Source organism: Cytobacillus sp. IB215316 (assembly GCF_033963865.1).
Lineage (GTDB): Bacteria > Bacillota > Bacilli > Bacillales > SM2101 > Nanhaiella > Nanhaiella sioensis.
Map to the genome: position 1 here is coordinate 737123 of NZ_JAXBMC010000001.1, position 18819 is coordinate 755941.

At 34.5% G+C, this 18819-nt stretch carries 21 protein-coding genes; 20 read left to right on the forward strand and 1 reads right to left on the reverse strand.

The window, feature by feature from the left end; translation table 11 throughout:
* Positions 1 to 86: 86 nt before the first annotated feature.
* The 9 genes from prsW to fni all read left to right on the forward strand — a co-directional run bounded on the left by prsW (position 87) and on the right by fni (position 8594).
* Positions 87 to 755, forward strand: a complete 669-nt coding sequence (gene prsW, locus SLH48_RS03500; protein ID WP_320257027.1) for a glutamic-type intramembrane protease PrsW — start codon at positions 87 to 89, stop codon at positions 753 to 755.
* Positions 756 to 1556: 801 nt separating this feature from the next.
* Positions 1557 to 2345, forward strand: coding sequence for a spore cortex-lytic enzyme (sleB, locus tag SLH48_RS03505; RefSeq protein ID WP_250886450.1), 789 nt, complete (start codon positions 1557 to 1559; stop codon positions 2343 to 2345).
* 14 nt (positions 2346 to 2359) lie between these two features.
* Entirely contained in the window at positions 2360 to 3706 is a 1347-nt protein-coding gene (gene ypeB / locus SLH48_RS03510) for a germination protein YpeB (RefSeq protein WP_320257028.1), read from the forward strand.
* A 97-nt stretch (positions 3707 to 3803) separates the two neighbouring features.
* Positions 3804 to 4454 (forward strand): flagellar brake protein, encoded by a 651-nt coding sequence (locus tag SLH48_RS03515; RefSeq protein WP_320257029.1) that lies wholly within the window; start codon positions 3804 to 3806, stop codon positions 4452 to 4454.
* A 237-nt stretch (positions 4455 to 4691) separates the two neighbouring features.
* Positions 4692 to 4877, forward strand: a complete 186-nt coding sequence (locus tag SLH48_RS03520) for a YpfB family protein (protein ID WP_320208488.1) — start codon at positions 4692 to 4694, stop codon at positions 4875 to 4877.
* Between the two features lie 161 nt (positions 4878 to 5038).
* On the forward strand, positions 5039 to 5710 hold the full coding sequence (cmk, locus tag SLH48_RS03525; RefSeq protein WP_320257030.1) for a (d)CMP kinase: 672 nt from the start codon (positions 5039 to 5041) through the stop codon (positions 5708 to 5710).
* A 5-nt stretch (positions 5711 to 5715) separates the two neighbouring features.
* Positions 5716 to 6309 (forward strand): lysophospholipid acyltransferase family protein, encoded by a 594-nt coding sequence (locus SLH48_RS03530; protein ID WP_214480060.1) that lies wholly within the window; start codon positions 5716 to 5718, stop codon positions 6307 to 6309.
* A gap of 84 nt (positions 6310 to 6393) precedes the next feature.
* Positions 6394 to 7533, forward strand: coding sequence for a 30S ribosomal protein S1 (gene rpsA, locus SLH48_RS03535; RefSeq protein WP_320257031.1), 1140 nt, complete (start codon positions 6394 to 6396; stop codon positions 7531 to 7533).
* Between the two features lie 11 nt (positions 7534 to 7544).
* Positions 7545 to 8594 (forward strand): type 2 isopentenyl-diphosphate Delta-isomerase, encoded by a 1050-nt coding sequence (gene fni / locus SLH48_RS03540; RefSeq protein ID WP_320257032.1) that lies wholly within the window; start codon positions 7545 to 7547, stop codon positions 8592 to 8594.
* A gap of 263 nt (positions 8595 to 8857) precedes the next feature.
* Here fni and SLH48_RS03545 read toward each other — a convergent pair whose 3' ends face one another.
* The gene (locus tag SLH48_RS03545) at positions 8858 to 8998 is read right to left on the reverse strand and encodes a YpzI family protein (protein ID WP_320208493.1); all 141 of its coding nucleotides are present in this window, start codon (positions 8996 to 8998) and stop codon (positions 8858 to 8860) included.
* A 159-nt stretch (positions 8999 to 9157) separates the two neighbouring features.
* Between SLH48_RS03545 and SLH48_RS03550 the strand changes: the two genes are divergently transcribed.
* The 11 genes from SLH48_RS03550 (at position 9158) to mtrB (ending at position 18609) form a co-directional block, all read left to right on the forward strand.
* Positions 9158 to 9757: a hypothetical protein gene (locus SLH48_RS03550; protein ID WP_214480057.1), complete on the forward strand. Its 600-nt coding sequence runs from the start codon at positions 9158 to 9160 to the stop codon at positions 9755 to 9757.
* A gap of 1 nt (position 9758) precedes the next feature.
* Positions 9759 to 10655: a YIEGIA family protein gene (locus SLH48_RS03555; RefSeq protein WP_214480056.1), complete on the forward strand. Its 897-nt coding sequence runs from the start codon at positions 9759 to 9761 to the stop codon at positions 10653 to 10655.
* The gene (locus tag SLH48_RS03560; protein WP_214480055.1) at positions 10652 to 10837 is read left to right on the forward strand and encodes a capping complex subunit for YIEGIA; all 186 of its coding nucleotides are present in this window, start codon (positions 10652 to 10654) and stop codon (positions 10835 to 10837) included. The genes SLH48_RS03555 and SLH48_RS03560 overlap by 4 nt, the downstream gene beginning before the upstream one ends.
* Positions 10838 to 11123: 286 nt before the next feature.
* Positions 11124 to 12434, forward strand: a complete 1311-nt coding sequence (der, locus tag SLH48_RS03565; RefSeq protein WP_320257033.1) for a ribosome biogenesis GTPase Der — start codon at positions 11124 to 11126, stop codon at positions 12432 to 12434.
* Positions 12435 to 12706: 272 nt separating this feature from the next.
* A complete protein-coding gene (locus SLH48_RS03570; RefSeq protein ID WP_320257034.1) occupies positions 12707 to 13744 on the forward strand; it encodes an NAD(P)H-dependent glycerol-3-phosphate dehydrogenase in 1038 nt (345 codons plus the stop codon).
* 458 nt (positions 13745 to 14202) lie between these two features.
* Positions 14203 to 14403 carry a DUF2768 domain-containing protein gene (locus SLH48_RS03575; RefSeq protein WP_214480052.1) on the forward strand — a complete coding sequence of 67 codons (201 nt, stop codon included), beginning with the start codon at positions 14203 to 14205 and terminating at the stop codon, positions 14401 to 14403.
* Positions 14404 to 14432: 29 nt separating this feature from the next.
* The gene (locus SLH48_RS03580; protein ID WP_320257037.1) at positions 14433 to 15155 is read left to right on the forward strand and encodes a hypothetical protein; all 723 of its coding nucleotides are present in this window, start codon (positions 14433 to 14435) and stop codon (positions 15153 to 15155) included.
* A 201-nt stretch (positions 15156 to 15356) separates the two neighbouring features.
* Positions 15357 to 16835 (forward strand): stage IV sporulation protein A, encoded by a 1479-nt coding sequence (gene spoIVA / locus SLH48_RS03585; RefSeq protein ID WP_214480050.1) that lies wholly within the window; start codon positions 15357 to 15359, stop codon positions 16833 to 16835.
* A gap of 340 nt (positions 16836 to 17175) precedes the next feature.
* Complete coding sequence (locus SLH48_RS03590) at positions 17176 to 17448, forward strand: HU family DNA-binding protein (protein ID WP_214480049.1); 273 nt, start codon at positions 17176 to 17178, stop codon at positions 17446 to 17448.
* 259 nt (positions 17449 to 17707) lie between these two features.
* Positions 17708 to 18274, forward strand: coding sequence for a GTP cyclohydrolase I FolE (folE, locus tag SLH48_RS03595; RefSeq protein WP_214480048.1), 567 nt, complete (start codon positions 17708 to 17710; stop codon positions 18272 to 18274).
* A gap of 89 nt (positions 18275 to 18363) precedes the next feature.
* Positions 18364 to 18609 (forward strand): trp RNA-binding attenuation protein MtrB, encoded by a 246-nt coding sequence (gene mtrB / locus SLH48_RS03600; protein WP_214480047.1) that lies wholly within the window; start codon positions 18364 to 18366, stop codon positions 18607 to 18609.
* The last annotated feature ends 210 nt before the right edge of the window (positions 18610 to 18819 follow it).

Genomic DNA, 18819 nt, shown 5'->3' on the forward strand with positions numbered 1-18819 from the left:
CCTGAAAATGTATATGGATGTTATTTTCAAATATAGTTTATCATGGTACGATACATTTAACATTTAAAAAGAAAAGAGGACAGATGATGATAGCGGTTGTTTCCGCAGGTATTGCTCCTGGCCTAGCTTTGTTATGTTATTTTTATTTAAAAGATGATTATGAGGTTGAGCCTATATCTATGGTTGTACGATCTTTTATTTTTGGCGCAATCTTAGTTTTTCCTATTATGTTTATTCAATATGTAATTCATGAAGAATATAATATCAGCTCAAATTTTATTGATTCATTTCTCGTAACAGGCTTACTTGAGGAATTTATTAAATGGTTCATATTATTTTATACAGTATATCAACATATAGAATTCGATGAGGTTTATGATGGAATTGTTTACGGTGTAAGTGTTTCATTAGGGTTTGCAACTGTCGAAAATATATTATATTTATTTGCGCAGGGGGTAGAGACAGCAATTATGAGAGCGATGTTACCTGTCTCAAGTCATGCATTGCTAGGGGTTGTGATGGGGTATTATTTAGGTAAGGCACGTTTTTCCGAGGAAACGAGCAAAAATAAATGGTTAATCCTGTCTCTGTTGACCCCGTTTATGCTACATGGATTATACGATTATATCATTTTAATAGCACAACAATTAGTACAAGAAAAGTGGATTTTATTTATCATCCCTTTTATGATATTCCTATGGTGGTTAGGTTTACGCAAGGTGAAAAAAGCACGTGCTATCAAACATATATATTAGATACAGGGTATAAATGATATTTATACTGCGGATAGTTATTTCACTATGTTTAAAACTTACTTGTGCGAGTTCCTTTAAGATTGTCTCTTGCAATAGAGGCGATCTTTTTATTTTGCATTTTCGAATGATTTGTAGCTTTTCTTCATGAGACCTAAATACAGAAATTCAACGTTTCTTCTCTAAATACTATAAAAATGATCTATTACACATCAGTTCCTGCAATAAAAGTGAAAAAAGTCATAAAGTTGACGAAGAAGAACCTTTTTCTTATGACTGACTATACAACAATCAGCGGCTCGTAAAAGAAGGTGTCATTTAGCTTTTTTGAGATATTAGAAAAGCTTGTAAATCGACAATTTATGCAATGAAAATCCTTTCATTCACAGCATGACAAGCTAGTGTTCAACGTTATTATGGAAATCCAAGAACATCAGTAGCTGCCATGCAACTCGTGCTGAGGTATTCCTACATCATACCTTTTACCCAGTAAAGTGAAAACGAATGTTAACAAGATAAATTTTTCATCGTGAACACACTTTAAAAGTATTTTAATATTTTTCTTTGCAAGAACAACCTCATTGCACTGTTTTAAAGAAGAATAGATGCCATGAAAGCTAGTTTCTTTTTATTAAATCTGCATATGACGACAATCTAAGCAAAAACAATCTCTGAATAAAAAGTCTATGTCTACGGAAATCTAATAGTTGAAATTGTAGTATGTGAAAAGAGTTGGAGGTTAACAGAATGGACAAAAAATTATGTAATAAAGTATTTTTACTTGCCCTAACATTTACTTGTCTCATGCTTACAAACACTTCACCGATCGTCACAAATGCTTTTAGTAATCAAGTCATACAAAAAGGTGCTGTCGGTGACGACGTTATAGAATTGCAATCTCGCTTACAATTCATAGGTTTTTTTAAGGGGAAAATAGATGGAGTATTTGGATGGGGCACATATTGGGCTGTACGTGAATTTCAATCTGAGTTTGGATTACCAGTCGATGGTATAGCAGGACCTAGTACAAAAGATAAGCTAGCTAATGCCTCAAAATTTAATAAAGATTTTGTTTATGAACAAATTAATAAAGGAAATCATTTTACTCATTATGGAAACGTTGATTTAGAAAAGCAAGTAAAACAAAAAAAGCAGCAAAAAGAGTCTAAACCAGCGAAGAAATCGCAAAAAGGAACGGCACCTAAAAAGTCAACTGCAATGAATATTCCAAGCGGTTACTCGCAAAATGATATTCAACTCATGGCGAATGCAGTATATGGAGAATCTCGAGGAGAGGAATATATCGGGCAAGTAGCAGTGGCCGCAGTCATTTTAAATCGAGTAGAAAGCAGTTCCTTTCCAAATACAGTCTCAGGTGTCATATTTGAACCTAGAGCATTTACAGCAGTTGCTGACGGTCAAATATGGTTAACACCTAATGAAAAAGCGAAAGAAGCTGTTTTAGACGCAATAAATGGATGGGATCCTTCAGAAAATGCACTTTATTATTTTAACCCAGATACAGCAACAAGTGAATGGATTTGGACCCGTCCACAAATCAAAAAAATTGGTAAACATATGTTTTGTAAGTAGAGAGGCGGGATATTTTGATTAGAGGAATAATAATAGGAATATTAACATTAGGTGTAGCGAGTGTATCGTACTGGGGGTATCAGGAACATAGAGAAAAAAACGCAATATTAATTCAGGCAGAAAATAATTATCAACGTGCATTTCATGACTTAACTTTTCAACTTGATTTGCTACAAGATAAGATAGGAACAACATTAGCTATGAATTCTCCTTTATCGCTTTCTCCTGCACTAGCGGAAGTATGGAGAATTACATCAGAAGCACATTCAGATGTAGGGCAATTACCTTTGACGTTATTACCTTTTAATAAAACGGAAGAATTTTTATCAAAGATTGGTGAATTTAGCTATCGAACTGCGATTAGAGATTTAAATAATCAGCCATTATCAAAGGACGAATATGAGACATTAAAAGTGCTTTATGGAAATGCTGCTGAGATTCAAAATGAGCTAAGAAAAGTACAATACCTTGTGTTAGAAAATAACTTACGGTGGATGGATGTTGAATTAGCATTGTCTACCGGCGACGAGCAAATGGATAATACGATTATAGATGGGTTTAAGACAGTAGAAAAAAACGTCGAAGGCTATTCGGAAACAAATATGGGACCAACATTTACGAGTTTAAATATGAAAAATGAAGGCTTAGAGCAAATAAAAGGTGAAAAGATTGATGAAGCCAAAGCTCAAAAAATTGCGATTGACTTTCTTGGATTAAAGGGAGATGAGAAAATAAAGATTAGTGAAAATGCTGACGGTTCAAACTATGATTTTTATAGCTTAACAATCCAGGATAACAAAAATAAAGCTAATACGTATATGGACATAACTAAAAAAGGGGGCTACCCTATTTGGGTGATTCAGGACCGAGAGATTAAAGAACAACAAGTAAGCTTAAATGATGCAGCTAATAAAGCAGCTACATTTTTAAAAAAGAATAAGTTTGAAAACCAGCAGCTTTTTGAGAGTGCTCAATATGCAAATATAGGAGTGTTTACGTTTGTTACCGAGATGGATGGTGTAAGAATTTATCCTGATTCAATAAATATGAAAGTAGCCCTAGATAAAGGGAATATTATTGGATTCTCTGCTCGGGATTATTTAACGGCTAAGAGGGATAGGGACATCCCACAAGCAACATTAACAGTAGAAAAGGCAAAAGAGAATATAAACCCTGATGTAACAATAATGGAAGAGAGACAGGCGATCATTGTAAATAACTTAGGAGAGGAAGTTTTGTGCTTTGAGTTTATAGGTACGATCGACTCAGATACTTATCGAATCTTCATAAACGCAGAAAATGGTTTCGAAGAAAAAGTTGAAAAACTAAAAAATACAGAGCCAATCTACGAACAGCTTTAATGCTGTTCTTTTTCGTTGTTTCATGATTTAATAGTATTAATATATTAACATATTTTAGTGAATTTTTGGTTTGATTAATTACATAGGAGTGGTTTAGATGTTGAAAGTAGGGGATACGATTATACTTTCTCAAACAAGTGATGAACAGACAGATACATATAAATGTAGAATTGTTGAGTTGAATAAAAAAAACATCTATATTGATTATCCGATTAATACGTCAACAGGAAAATCAGCATTTTTTACGATCGGTACTCACTTTAATGCTAAATACATAAGAAAAGATCAGCAAGTTTATACATTTAAAACACATATTACTGGCAAAACTAAACAACAAATTCCTATGATTACGTTAGAAAAGCCAGCAAAGGACAAGTTTGTAAAGATACAAAGAAGACAATTTGTTAGAATTGAGACTTCTGTCGATGTTGCGGTACATCCTAAGTATGATGATTTTCCTCCTTTTTTAACTGTTACGAGTGATTTAAGTGCAGGTGGAGCAGCCTTGATTATGCCTCAAGGTGTAGAGGTTGCACCTGATACAGAAATGTCAGTATGGTTTGTTCTTCCTTACCAGTCAGGAGAGTATAAATATTTGAAAATTCCTTGTAATGTCATTCGGGTAGTTGGAGAGGATGATAATGACAGAAAAAAAGCGACAATTAATTTTCTTGACATGAAAGAAACCGAACGCCAAATGCTGATTAAATACTGCTTTGAACAGCAAGTAGCCATGAGGAAAAGATAATTTTAGTTATTTTCTTTTAATTTGAGCGTTTATATTAAAGGCTCATGTAGGAAATTTGTTGTTATTGAGAATCTAGAACCAGTTTATATTATTTTAGAAGAGAAAAAATACAACGAATGCTTGGTTTATACGGAACTATTTCTAATTACGAAAAGTAACAATTAATACAAAAACAGCCATATAAAAATGTTGATTGCATAATTTACTCTGTTTTTTAGCACAATAATTAAAAACGGAGTGTTTAAATTGAAAAGATTTGAAGGTATTATCATGAAGCTAGTCATCATTCAAGTTATTTTTTTAATCATAGCTCAAAGTTTATTAGCTCACAATGATGTAAAGCCATATATATCCAAATTGGTTGACTATGAGGGAGTGCAAAAAAATAACTTTACAATTGTGCTTGAAACGTTCGACCAGTAGGTCAGTGTATGTTACAATATAGAGGGAATTTTATTAAAGATATACTCTGCGCTTATGTGTGAAAAGGAGATTTTCATGTTTTTTTTGATCTGTAGCATGTTAATTTTCTTGTATTAATGAGCGCTTTTTATTTATCTTTGTAATTAGTTGTAGGAGGCATCATGAAAAAACTGATTTCAATAGCGATTGACGGTCCAGCAGCCGCAGGAAAAAGTACAGTTGCAAAAATTATAGCAGAGCAATTATCCTATATTTATATTGATACAGGTGCAATGTATAGAACTATTACGTATAATGCGTTGCTGAACAAACTTAATCTTGAGGATGAAAAAGTCTTAATTCATTTATTAAAAGATACGGATATTCAATTAAAGCCATCAATAGACGGACAAATTGTTTTTATGAATGGAAAAAATGTTACAGAAGAAATTCGCACAGATGATATTTCAAATCAAGTATCAATAGTAGCTAAACATAAACTCGTTCGAGAAGAAATGGTACTTAGGCAACAACGATTTGCTCAAAACGGCGGCGTGGTTATGGATGGAAGGGACATCGGTACTCATGTACTTCCTGATGCTGAGGTAAAAGTATTTTTATTAGCATCTGTTGAAGAAAGAGCGAAAAGACGCCATGAAGAAAATATTAATAAAGGTTATGATTCAAACATCGAACAAATAATGAATGATATAGAATTAAGGGATAAACTTGATTCCGAGCGTGAGATTGCACCTTTGAAAAAAGCTCCTGATGCGATAGAGATAGACACAACATCGTATTCGATCCTTGAGGTTGTTAATATGATTATGGATATCGTTAAAGAGAGGATTTGATAAGGTTGGCTTTTTATACAATAGCAAAAAATATTGTTTGGGGGATATTAAAGCCGTTATTTCGCATAAAAATTATCGGATCAGAAAATATCCCTAAAGAAGGATCAGTATTAATTTGTTCAAACCACATATCTGTATTAGATCCACCCGTTGTTGGCATTACTTCAACTAGACCTATTCATTTTATGGCAAAAGAAGAACTTTTTCGAGTGCCAATATTAAAAACAGCGATTAGCAATTTAAATGCTTTTCCAGTAAAGCGTGGCATGGGTGACAGGAGCGCTATTAGGAATGGCTTAGCAATATTAAATGATAATAAAGCATTAGGAATATTTCCTGAAGGCACTAGAAATAAAGAAGGAAATCTCGGTAAAGGTTTAGCTGGCGTTGGGTTCTTTGCACTCCGATCAAATGCACTTGTAGTACCATGTGCGATCATTGGACCTTATAAACCATTTCGTAAGCTTTATGTGGTTTATGGGCGGCCTGTTGATATTACTGAGATGCGTAAACAAAAAGCATCAGCAAGTGAAGTGACCGATGTAATTATGAATGCCATTGGTGAAATTCTTGAAAATTACGATGTTAAAGCAAGTTAACACTTGACAAAAGGTTTTATTTGTAAGAAGTTATTAAAAAGAACTTTTAAAGCTGTTGTTGGGGAATTAAGGAGGTAAATAGAGATGACTGAGGATTTGAATCAAGTGGAAGTAACAACCTTTGAAGTTGGCGATGTAGTAAAAGGGCAAATCACAAAGGTAGAAGAAAAGCAAGTATATATTGATGTAGAAGGTAGTAAACTAAGTGGTATCATTCCAATAAGTGAACTATCTAGTTTACATGTAGAAAAAGCAAGTGATGTAGTTTCAGTTGATGATATGTTAACAGTAAAGGTTAAGAAAGTAGAAGAAGATGCATTAATTTTGTCTAAAAAAGAAATTGATGCTGATCAAGCATGGGATGATTTACAACAAAAATTTGAATCTGGTGAAATTATTGAGGCAGAAGTAAAAGACGTTGTAAAAGGTGGACTAGTTGTAGATATTGGCGTAAGAGGATTTATTCCAGCATCTCTTGTGGAAAAATTTTATGTAGATGATTTCACGGAATATAAGGGTAAGCAATTAACATTTAAAGTAGTCGAGTTAGATAGAGATAAAAATAGAGTTATTTTGTCACACAGAGCTGTCGTTGAAGAAGAAATAGAAACGAAAAAACAACAACTACTAAATACTTTAACCGAAGGTCAAGTGTTAGAGGGAACAGTCCAAAGATTAACGAACTTTGGGGTTTTTGTTGATATTGGTGGAGTTGATGGTCTTGTACATATTTCACAACTCTCACACAATAGAGTAGAACAGCCGGCAGAGGTCGTTGAAGTAGGTCAAGAGGTTAATGTGAAAATATTGGCTGTTGATCGAGATAATGAACGTATATCCCTGTCAATAAAAGAAACTTTGCCTGGCCCATGGTCAAACATTTCTGATAAGTTAAAAGCTGGTGATATTCTTGAAGGAACGGTTAAGAGACTAGTATCATTTGGAGCATTTGTAGAGGTGTTACCAGGAGTAGAGGGGCTCGTTCATATTTCTCAAATATCAAACTCTCATATAGGAACACCTCATGAAGTGTTGAAGGAAGACCAAAGCGTTAAAGTGAAGGTATTAGATGTTAACGAAGCTGAAAAACGAATTTCGTTAAGTATTAAAGAACTTGAGGAAAATGTGAAAGAAGAAGTAGAAAGTAATTATCAAGCTTTAGAGGAAAATACAGGGTTTCAGTTAGGCGAAGTCATTGGTGATAAACTAAACGAATTTAAATAATGGTGATGGATTTGAGTAGAGCAAAAAGGAAGCAAGAGCATATATTGTTTGCACTTGAAACAGGGCAGAAGCGAAATAATGGTTTCGATGATGTCCAGTTTGTCCACCAGAGCTTACCAAATATAGCATTAGACAATATTGATGTTAGTACAGAATTAGGCGAACTTAAGTTAAGTTCGCCTATTTTTATCAATGGAATGACTGGTGGTGGTGGAGAGGAAACGACAAAGATAAATAAAAGCCTGGCTATAGCTGCTAATGAATGTAATGTTGCCATGGGTGTTGGCTCAGGAATGTCAGCACTTAAAGATCCAGCTGAAAAAGAATCGTTTCAAATCATTAGAAAGGTAAATCCGAATGGGATTGTCTTCGCAAATATCGGTAGTGAAGCTACGGTGCAGGATGCACAGCGAGTAGTTGAAATGATCGAGGCTAATGGCTTACAAATACACTTAAATGTAATCCAAGAGCTAATTATGCCTGAAGGTGATCGTGACTTTACAAGTGCGTTACATAGAATTGAAAAAATCGTACATGGATTAGAGGTTCCTGTTTTAGTTAAAGAAGTTGGCTTCGGTATAAGTAAAGAAACAGCTCAACAGTTGTTTGATATTGGTGTGAAAATCATTGACGTAGGTGGATACGGAGGAACTAACTTTTCTAAGATTGAAAATAAGAGGCGCATAGACACTTTAAGTTACTTTGATAATTGGGGGATTCCAACAGCTGCTTCTATTTGTGAGGTGCGAGCTAGCCAATCTGAACTTTCAATCGTAGCGTCTGGTGGCATACAAAATGCTTTAGATGTGGCCAAGGCAATTGCGCTCGGAGCAAATGTAACTGCTTTTGCTGGTTACTTTTTATCAATATTAACTAACCATGGTTTACACGGCTTAATCGATGAGATTACGAAGCTTAAAGATCATTTAAAGATAATTATGACAGCTTTAGGTACGAGAACGATTCCAGAACTTCAACATAGCCCTTTAGTCATTAATGGGGATACGTATCAATGGCTATGTCAAAGAGGAATTAATATAAGTCAATATAGTAAAAGATAAGAACCTGACACTATCTACTCAATAGTGTCAGGTTCTTTTTTATCGCAACAACTGGTTTAATGCGTATGTCATCGTTTTTAGAAAAGGCGCCCCGAAATCTAGTTCCGTACGTATTTATATCTTAATACGAAAATAACAATCATTGCGAAAACATCCTTTTTATAAGGATGTTTTAGTTTGTTCGATTAAATTACAACGGCTAAATGAGTTTTATGCAATCGTCTTTCTGTAGCTACCTTTAGAAAACAACAAAAACTCAGGTGTTACTGTTCTTGCCCATTGCGTAATCTAGCTTGACTAGGACTCTCAAGCTCTGTTGCACCACGGTAATGTAGAGCTTGATCTCTATCAGATTCAGTTTGCTTCTTTTTTTGCAGTTTTTTTTCCTGTCGATCTTTTCCCATTCAATAACCTCCAAGTTGTTTGTTTTTAAAGAACACAAGTTGTTAACAAGATAATTCTAATATTCGTTTTAATAAAGCTATCTATTCATGATGTTTTTCATTTAATTGGATTAAATTTTTTGTTTTGTAGCAATAATGGTTATGAAGGGAGAATTGGTCGTGGAGGGACAATTTTTTTATTGGTTCTTTTGGTCTTTGTGGGTTATAGCAACTTTTTGTCTAAATAAGAGTACGAAGAGATTAATGATAGCGATAGTTGCATTATTAACAATCATACTTTCGGTAAGTACGTTAAAAAATGACAGCATGTCTGTGTCATATAGTTATGTAATGTTACTAGTCGTATGTTATGCAGTCATATCTAAAAAGCGCTGGAACCAACAAATATATACGTTTATTTCAATGATTACCATTACATTTGCTTATGTTAGCTTTCATTTATTTGAGTTGTTTGATCCCGTTTGGGTTTTATTTGATCGAAAGTGGATGCTATCTATCCCATTAGTATATGTCACTTTTATGCTTGCTAAAAATGCAAAAGATAGAGTGGTTTTATTTGTAACCGGATTATGTCACGGTGAGTTATTATACTTTATCATTTTACAGAGATTTAACTTTTATTATGAGATTGGTTCACTTAATTTTCTAGATGTAGTCTCCATAGGGTTATTTTTAATTATGAGTTGGGCTGCGTTTGAATATTTTACAAAATATTTTGATCTGTTAATTCATAAAAACATAAAGGAGAAACAAGGCTAAGATGAATGAATATACGTATCCTATTTTATTTGGTGTCATTTTTGGTACTATTGCACGTTTATATATGCTTCGTACAGATTATAGGCAATATCCGACATACCTTCATGGCAAGATTATTCATATAGCTCTTGGGTTTATCGCTGCAGGTTTAGGAACAATTGCTGTACCTGCCATTATGGAAGAAGATTTTTCTGCAATTACTTTTTTAGCATTAGCTGCATCACAATTTCGGGAAGTAAGGAATATGGAAAGAAATACATTAAATGAACTAGATCAATATGAACTAGTTCCAAGAGGTAGTACTTATATTGAAGGAATAGCAATTGCTTTTGAAGGTCGCAATTATTTAGTTATTTTTACTTCGCTCATTGCAACATTAACCTATTTAGCGTTTGGGATGTTGGCTGGAACAATAGTTGGGTTTATCGCAATTGGGTTATCAAGAAAGTTGATGACTGGTGGAAAATTAAAGGAAATAGTAAGTGTGGAATATGTTGAGCCTCGATTTGATGGAAGTGGATTGTATGTAGATGATATCTATATTATGAATATCGGGTTACCAAAGAGACAAGAAGAGGTACTACAATACGGAATGGGTTTTATTTTATCTCCTAAAAATTTCGATGCCCGTTCAACGATCGCGAATTTAGGACAACGCCAAGCGATTCTCCATGATATATCTACCGCATTGGGTGTATATAGAGATTCTGGTACACCTGCGCTCATTCCTTTAGCAAAACGAGATTTAGATGATGGTAGGGTTGGCATTTTTATTTTACCACAGGAAAAAGACGTAGTAAAAGCAAGGGAGATCATCGGTGAAGTACCTACATTAGAAAGTGCAATTCGTATGCCTACAGAATCTAAAGCTAATGAAAAGGGGCGTGAGCTTAAATGAATCTCGAAAAGTATATTCTTGCAGTAATTACTACAAAAAGTAATAAGGTAGCAGGAGGAGCCCCTACGTTTACTTGTGATAGTACAGCAGAAATGGAAAAGGTTGCGGCAAATCTGGAAGCAATTTTAGACGGAATTGCACATGGTTTGAGCGATGATTTATATATCATTGTAAAACATTAAAATAAGATGCTGTATTAGCCCTTGTGTTCTAGTTATACAGATGGTATTTATTATCGAGAGAGCTTTCAATCTTGAAGAATGTACTTTTTAACTTGTTCAAGTTCACTAAGGGGTTTGTCCTGTTGTTGGTTTTCTGATAATATATAAAAGTTAAACCCTTCATTATTGAAGGGTTTATTTATTAGCATTACTTCTTTATTATATATATGATTGATATAAAAGCACTTTGATTCAAATACGACATTCATATTCTTAATATAGATAACAGAGAGAGGTTGACAAAACTATGACTAAACCAGTTGTTGCAATTGTAGGTAGACCAAATGTAGGGAAATCAACAATTTTTAACCGATTAGCAGGCGAGCGGATTTCTATTGTCGAAGATATACCTGGAGTAACACGAGATAGAATATACAGCTCAGCTGAATGGTTGAATTTTGATTTTAATATTATTGATACAGGTGGGATTGATATAGGTGATGAGCCTTTTATAGAGCAAATCCGTCACCAAGCAGAAATTGCGATTGAAGAGGCAGATGTTATCATTTTTATGACAAATGGTAGAGATGGCATCACGGCATCAGATGAAGAAGTAGCAAAAATATTATATCGATCTAAAAAACCAGTAGTTTTAGCTGTTAATAAAGTAGATAATCCTGAAATGAGAGATCAAATTTATGATTTTTATGGACTAGGTTTCGGTGAACCATTTCCTATTTCAGGTACTCATGGCTTAGGGTTAGGAGATATGTTAGATGCTGTCGCAGCTCACTTCCCAAAAGATTTAGTTGAAGAATATGATGATGAAATTATTAGGTTTTCACTTATAGGTAGACCGAATGTTGGAAAATCTTCATTAGTTAACGCTATTTTAGGAGAAGATCGTGTAATTGTAAGTGATATAGCTGGAACGACAAGAGATGCAATTGATACTGAATATCAGTTCAATGGGCAAGACTATGTTATTATTGATACAGCAGGGATGAGAAAAAAGGGGAAAGTATATGAAAGCACTGAAAAGTATAGTGTGCTTCGAGCGTTAAAAGCGATAGACAGATCTGATGTTGTATTAGTTGTACTCAATGCTGAAGAAGGAATCATAGAACAGGATAAAAAAATCGCTGGCTATGCCCACGATGCAGGAAGAGCCATTGTGATAGTAGTGAATAAGTGGGATACAATTCATAAGGATGAAAAAACGATGCGTGAATTTGAACAGAAAATTCGGGATCACTTTTTATTCTTGGATTATGCACCAATTGTATTTTTATCTGCAAAAACGAAGAAACGTATGCATACGCTTCTTCCGATGATCGGTTTGGCAAGCGAAAATCACTCGCTACGAGTTCAAACGAATATCTTAAATGATGTAATTATGGATGCTGTAGCGATGAATCCAACACCAACTAGTAACGGCAGCCGTTTGAAGATTTACTACGCTACACAAGTAGCGGTTAAGCCTCCTGCTTTTGCTATATTCGTAAATGACCCTGAGTTAATGCATTTTTCGTATGAACGTTTTTTAGAAAATCGTATTCGTGATGCTTTTGGTTTTGAAGGGACGCCTATAAAAATATTTGCACGTTCCCGTAAATAGGGTATGAAATGTAAGTGTTTATAGCATTTGATCGTAAGGAGAGGGTAATATTGGATATTACGAGTCCTTAAATCATCCACCGATTACCCTTAATAACTTAAATTGTATTAAATTAAAAAAATATTGAATTTATTTAGTTAACATCATTTTTTGAATAAGCAAATATGCCACGAACACTTGGTTTATACGTAGATATTTCTTAGTATGAATAGCAACAATTAAAGTGTAAAACATCCATAAAGTTATGAGATAATCAAGAAGGGTGTGGAAAAATGGATAGTATTGCAGTAATAGGTTCAGGAAGTTGGGGAACAGCTCTAGCAATGGTACTAGCTGATAATGGTCATGATGTACGGATTTGGGGGAGAAATAAGAAGCAAATTGATGAAATAAATACCGCCCATATGAATACACAGTATTTACCAGAGATTGAATTATCACCAAAAATTATTGGATATAGCTCTTTAACAGAAGCTTTACAAGATGTGAGGACTGTTGTATTAGCGGTTCCAACGAAAGCGATAAGAGATACGCTGAAAAAGGTTAAACAAATTATTTCTGAGCCGATTACAATTGTCTCAGTAAGTAAAGGTATAGAACCAGATACTTTATTAAGAATTTCAGAAATAATAGAGCAAGAACTCCCTGAAAGTCTTTTGACAGACGTTGTAGTTCTTTCTGGACCAAGCCACGCAGAGGAAGTAAGTTTACGTCACCCAACTACTGTAACAGTAACTTCTAAAAATATGGATATAGCTGAAAATATTCAAGATATATTTATTAATCAACACTTTAGAGTTTACACGAATCCAGATTTATTAGGTGTTGAAATTGGTGGGGCACTAAAGAATATCATTGCGCTTGCTGCCGGGATTACTGATGGTTTAGGCTATGGGGATAATGCGAAAGCTGCCCTAATTACTCGAGGATTAGCTGAAATCACCCGCTTAGGTAGTGCGATGGGTGCAAATCCATTAACATTTGCTGGTTTAACTGGGATTGGAGATTTAATTGTAACTTGTACAAGTGTTCATTCAAGAAATTGGAAAGCAGGTCATATGCTTGGAAAGGGAGAAAGCCTTTCAGAGGTATTAGACAATTTAGGTATGGTCGTTGAAGGTGTCCGTACGACCAAAGCAGCCTATCAACTTGCGAACAAAATGGATGTGACAATGCCGATTACAAACGCGCTGTACGATGTTCTGTTTGAAGATAAAACTGCAAAAGAAGCTCTTGATTCACTCATGCAACGAACAAGAACTGGTGAGATGGAGGAGCTTTTAAATATCATAAGTATTAATAATAATTAGCTAAAGGGTACATATTTATTGCTAAATGTAATAAAAAATGGGCAGTTGATGATACAACATAGTTCATTTTCGCATAAAATGGAACGTACGACCATATGAGCTTGAGCTAAGCGAAATGGGTTACATTGTCATATGCTGGAGTAGAGCTGCCCCTCTTTACTTCAGCATTTTCTGATGATGAAATAGGATAAGCTGTGATTGTAATTTAACTAAAGCTTGTATTTAAGATATGTAGAGGCGTTAATCGTGGTCATCCAACGACTCGAAGTTGCTAATTGTATAACTTTTGCAACTTCGACCACAGCCACTCAACCCTTTCCGCAAAGCAAAGGAGCCGTTTAGTTAATGGGTTTCAACAGGAGTGCTTAATATCCAAAGAACTTACTGATTTCTCATTGTTGATAACATTTTCATGTGGTAAGATATAATATGGTTTTAAAAAGGAGAGATAGTTAAGAATGTCACCAGGGATGTTTAAAATGTGGATATCGCTTGCAGCTATGGGCTTTATGTTTCTTGCTATTATAGCGATATATTTTAGTAGATTTAAGTTAAAAGGTGTGTTGAAAGGTATTGTTGCACTTTTTGCGTATTGTTTCATGGTGTTAGCAGGTATTATTATCTTTTTTGTTGTTTTTAGTGGTCCTGTAAGTGAATAGATATACATAAAATTAAGGAATGATTTACAATGAAATTATTCATTAACAGTGGGGTTACACTATTACTTCTTATGTTACTATCGGGATGTTTATACCCTGAAGCTAACTTGGAAAATAATCAAATCCCACTCGAAAATCAAGTATCAGATGTTCAGGAAGCAGTGGTTAATTATCAAAAGGACCAGCAAGGATTGTTGCCGATAAAAACGAGAGAGGCATCTACTCCTATATATCAAAAGTATCCAATCGACTTTAACAAGCTAGTCCCACGTTATTTATCAGAAACGCCAGGAACAGCGTATGAAAGCGGTGGAGTGTTTTCATATGTTCTTGTAGATGTTGAAACAAACCCAATGGTAAAACTTCTAGATTTAAGGATAGCGGAGCAAATTAGAGAATTAAATACACGTTTAATGTTCTATAGACAATCAAATGGTTACCCTCCATATAAAGAAGTAGTTGATGAGGGTGTTTTTACTCTGGATTATGGGAAATTAGGATATGAAGAGCCACCGTTTGTAGTCAGTCCATTTTCAGGACTCAATCTTCCATTAATCATAGCGTCTGATACAGAAGTTTATGTTGATTATAAAATAGATTTATTTAAAGTATTACAAGAGGAAGACTACTCTTTTAACCAAGATGAAGATATTAGGCATATATTAGTGGATCAGTCAATATTTGTGCCAGCGTATTCGATGCCTTATACAATTGATCCTAAAAATGGCGAACCAATTTTTTTATATAAATAAGTCATGAACCCTTTACTTAGGAATACAATCTAAGTGAAGGGTTTTTTAGTAATCCTTTGTTTAGGTCATTGTATGCCATTAAAAAAATTGTTCATAATAGTCATAAATAAATAGGACAACATCATAAACATATAATGTCCCCTATTATCAAATAACTGGATTAAATATATTCCAAGAACTCTAAGACCGGGAGGGAATCATTTGGAAAAGGTAGATATTTTTAAAGATATCGCAGAACGCACTGGTGGAGATATTTATTTAGGTGTGGTAGGTGCTGTTAGGACGGGAAAATCTACTTTTATTAAAAAGTTTATGGAACTCGTTGTATTACCTAATATTGGTAACGAAGCTGATAAAGCGCGTGCACAAGACGAATTACCACAAAGTGCAGCCGGGAAAACAATTATGACTACTGAACCGAAGTTTGTACCAAATCAGGCGGTATCAGTACATGTCGAAGAAGGCCTTGATGTAAATGTTAGATTAGTAGATTGTGTTGGTTATACTGTACCAGGAGCCAAAGGGTATGAGGATGAGAATGGACCAAGAATGATTAATACGCCATGGTATGAAGAACCTATTCCATTCCATGAAGCGGCTGAAATAGGGACTAGAAAAGTTATTCAAGAGCACTCTACAATCGGCGTCGTCATAACAACCGATGGTTCCATTGGTGAGATTCCTAGAATGGACTATATCGAAGCTGAAGAAAGGGTTATGGAAGAGTTAAAAGAGGTAGGTAAACCTTTTATTATGGTAATTAATACGGTTAGACCGCATCATCCAGAAACTGAAGAGCTTAGAAGAAAACTAACAGAGAAGTACGATATCCCTGTATTAGCAATGAGCGTAGAAAGTATGAGAGATACGGATGTATATAATGTGTTGAGGGAAGCTCTTTACGAATTTCCTGTGCTTGAAGTGAACGTAAATTTACCGAGCTGGGTAATGGTTTTAAGAGATGAGCATTGGTTAAGAGAAAGCTATCAGGAATCAGTAAAAGATACTGTAAAGGATATAAAGAGGCTAAGAGATGTTGACCGCGTTGTAGGTCAATTTAGTGAATATGATTTTATTGATAAGGCAAGTTTAGCTGGGATAGAAATGGGGCAAGGTGTTGCGGAAATTGATTTATTTGCCCCAGATGATCTATATGATCAAATTTTGAAAGAAGTTGTTGGAGTTGAGATTCGAGGGAAAGATCACTTACTACAATTGATGCAAGATTTTGCTTATGCAAAATCAGAATATGACCAAGTAGCTGATGCACTTAAAATGGTAAAACAAACTGGCTATGGGATTGCTGCACCAGCTCTATCAGATATGAGCTTGGATGAGCCAGAAATAATTAGACAAGGGTCGAGATTTGGAGTAAGATTGAAAGCTGTAGCTCCTTCGATCCATATGATTAAAGTAGATGTCGAATCTGAATTTGCTCCAATCATAGGTACTGAAAAACAAAGTGAAGAGCTTGTTCGATATCTAATGCAGGATTTTGAAGAAGATCCATTATCAATTTGGAATTCTGATATATTCGGTAGGTCGTTAAGTTCATTAGTGAGAGAAGGGATTCAAGCGAAGCTTTCTTTAATGCCTGAGAATGCAAGATATAAATTACAAGAAACATTAGAAAGAATCATTAATGAAGGATCAGGTGGATTAATAGCCATTATTCTATAATTCAAAGACTCCATAAGGGGTCTTTTTTATTGTTGCTATTTGAAAAAATGAAATAACCTAATTATTGGGAATGACTGAAATAGGTGGTCTTTAAGCTAAAATATGCTTGCTATGACTGTTCCAGTGTGATAATCTTTTAACAGTAAAGGCGCATTTTCATAGTGATTGTCTATCTAAAGATTATTAGTCAAACATATTGAATTCTGTCAATTTTTCATATAACATTATGCATGGTAAGAAAATGCTATTATTAAGATGTATAGAATTAGTTTAAAATGTGAAAAAATGTTGACAAGATAGCTTTTTATATAACATACATCTTTGGGAGGAGGTGAATGTCATGAATAAAGCAGAATTAATTAATACTGTAGCTGAATCAAGTGAACTTTCAAAGAAGGATGCAACAAAAGCTGTAGATGCTGTTTTTGATACAATCTTAGAGACACTTAAAACTGGTGACAAAGTACAACTAATTGGTTTTGGTAACTTTGAAGTACGTGAGCGTGCTGCTCGTAAAGGACGTAATCCTCAAACTGGTGAGGAAATCGAAATCCCAGCAAGTAAAGTACCTGCATTCAAACCAGGGAAAGCACTTAAAGACGCTGTAAAATAATATTTACATAGTTGGTAGAATCAATATAGCACACACAAAGAGGAACGACTGTTATGTAGTTCCTCTTTTCGTATGTCGTAAGATAAGAATCTGCTCTAAGGATGCCAAGTAGATTTGATAATGAATGTTAGCATCTTAAACAGTCGTTAGAGTAAGCACTTATTTTTTTGCGCTGGTTGCGCAATCCTTTACTTTAATGTTGTCGTTATGCTAGAATCTGATTACGACGATAGTATACAATCGTAGGAGGATTTATTGAATGGCAAATATTAATTATGAACAACTAGAACATGCAATGAAATTAATTATAGAAGCTGTTGGAGAAGACCCAAATAGAGAGGGGTTACTCGATACTCCAAAGCGTGTAGCGAAAATGTATGCAGAGGTTTTTGCTGGCTTAAATGAAGATCCAAAAGAGCATTTTCAAACAATTTTTAGTGAGGATCATGAAGAGCTAGTACTTGTCAAAGATATACCGTTTTATTCAATGTGTGAGCATCATTTTGTACCTTTTTTCGGAAAGGCTCATGTTGCGTACCTACCTAGGGGAGGGAAGGTAACTGGGTTAAGTAAATTAGCTCGAGCGGTTGAAGCTGTTGCTAAAAGACCACAACTTCAAGAGAGAATTACTTCCACAATAGCAGATTCAATCATGGAAACCTTAGAACCATACGGTGCAATGGTTGTAGTTGAAGCGGAACATATGTGTATGACCATGCGTGGGGTAAAAAAGCCAGGATCTCAAACAATAACAACTGCTGCAAGAGGCAGATACGAAAACGATCATATTGCTAGAAATGAAGTATTATCACTTATTAAATCATAATAAGAAATGATGACTTTCTAAAAATTACTAACCATTCAAACGAGTAGTTTTATGTTATATGACATATAGAAAGTTCAGGAGGTTGTATTGTGAATAAAAATAACAATGGTGATTATATTGTGATTAAAGCCATTGAAGATGGTGTGAATGTGATCGGACTTACCCGTGGTACTGACACGCGTTTTCATCATTCAGAGAAGCTGGATAATGGAGAAGTTATGATTGCTCAATTTACCGAACATACATCTGCAATTAAAATTAGAGGAAATGCTATTGTTCAAACACAACATGGCGAAATGAAATCAGAGCCAACACGCAAAAACAGACAAGAATAATAAATGTATGTAGGAAATTATTATATTACATTATCCTTCTTGCTAGTTTTTTTGATAAGGCTCATTTTTGTTACTTATGTTAACAATTAGCTCAACTAGATTAGCTTAATTATGAGTGTCATCGTTATAAAGAGAAAGGTGCTTCGAACTAATGATAAATGTTTTTTTCATAGTTAGATGAACACAATCAATAACGAAATAACTAAATTA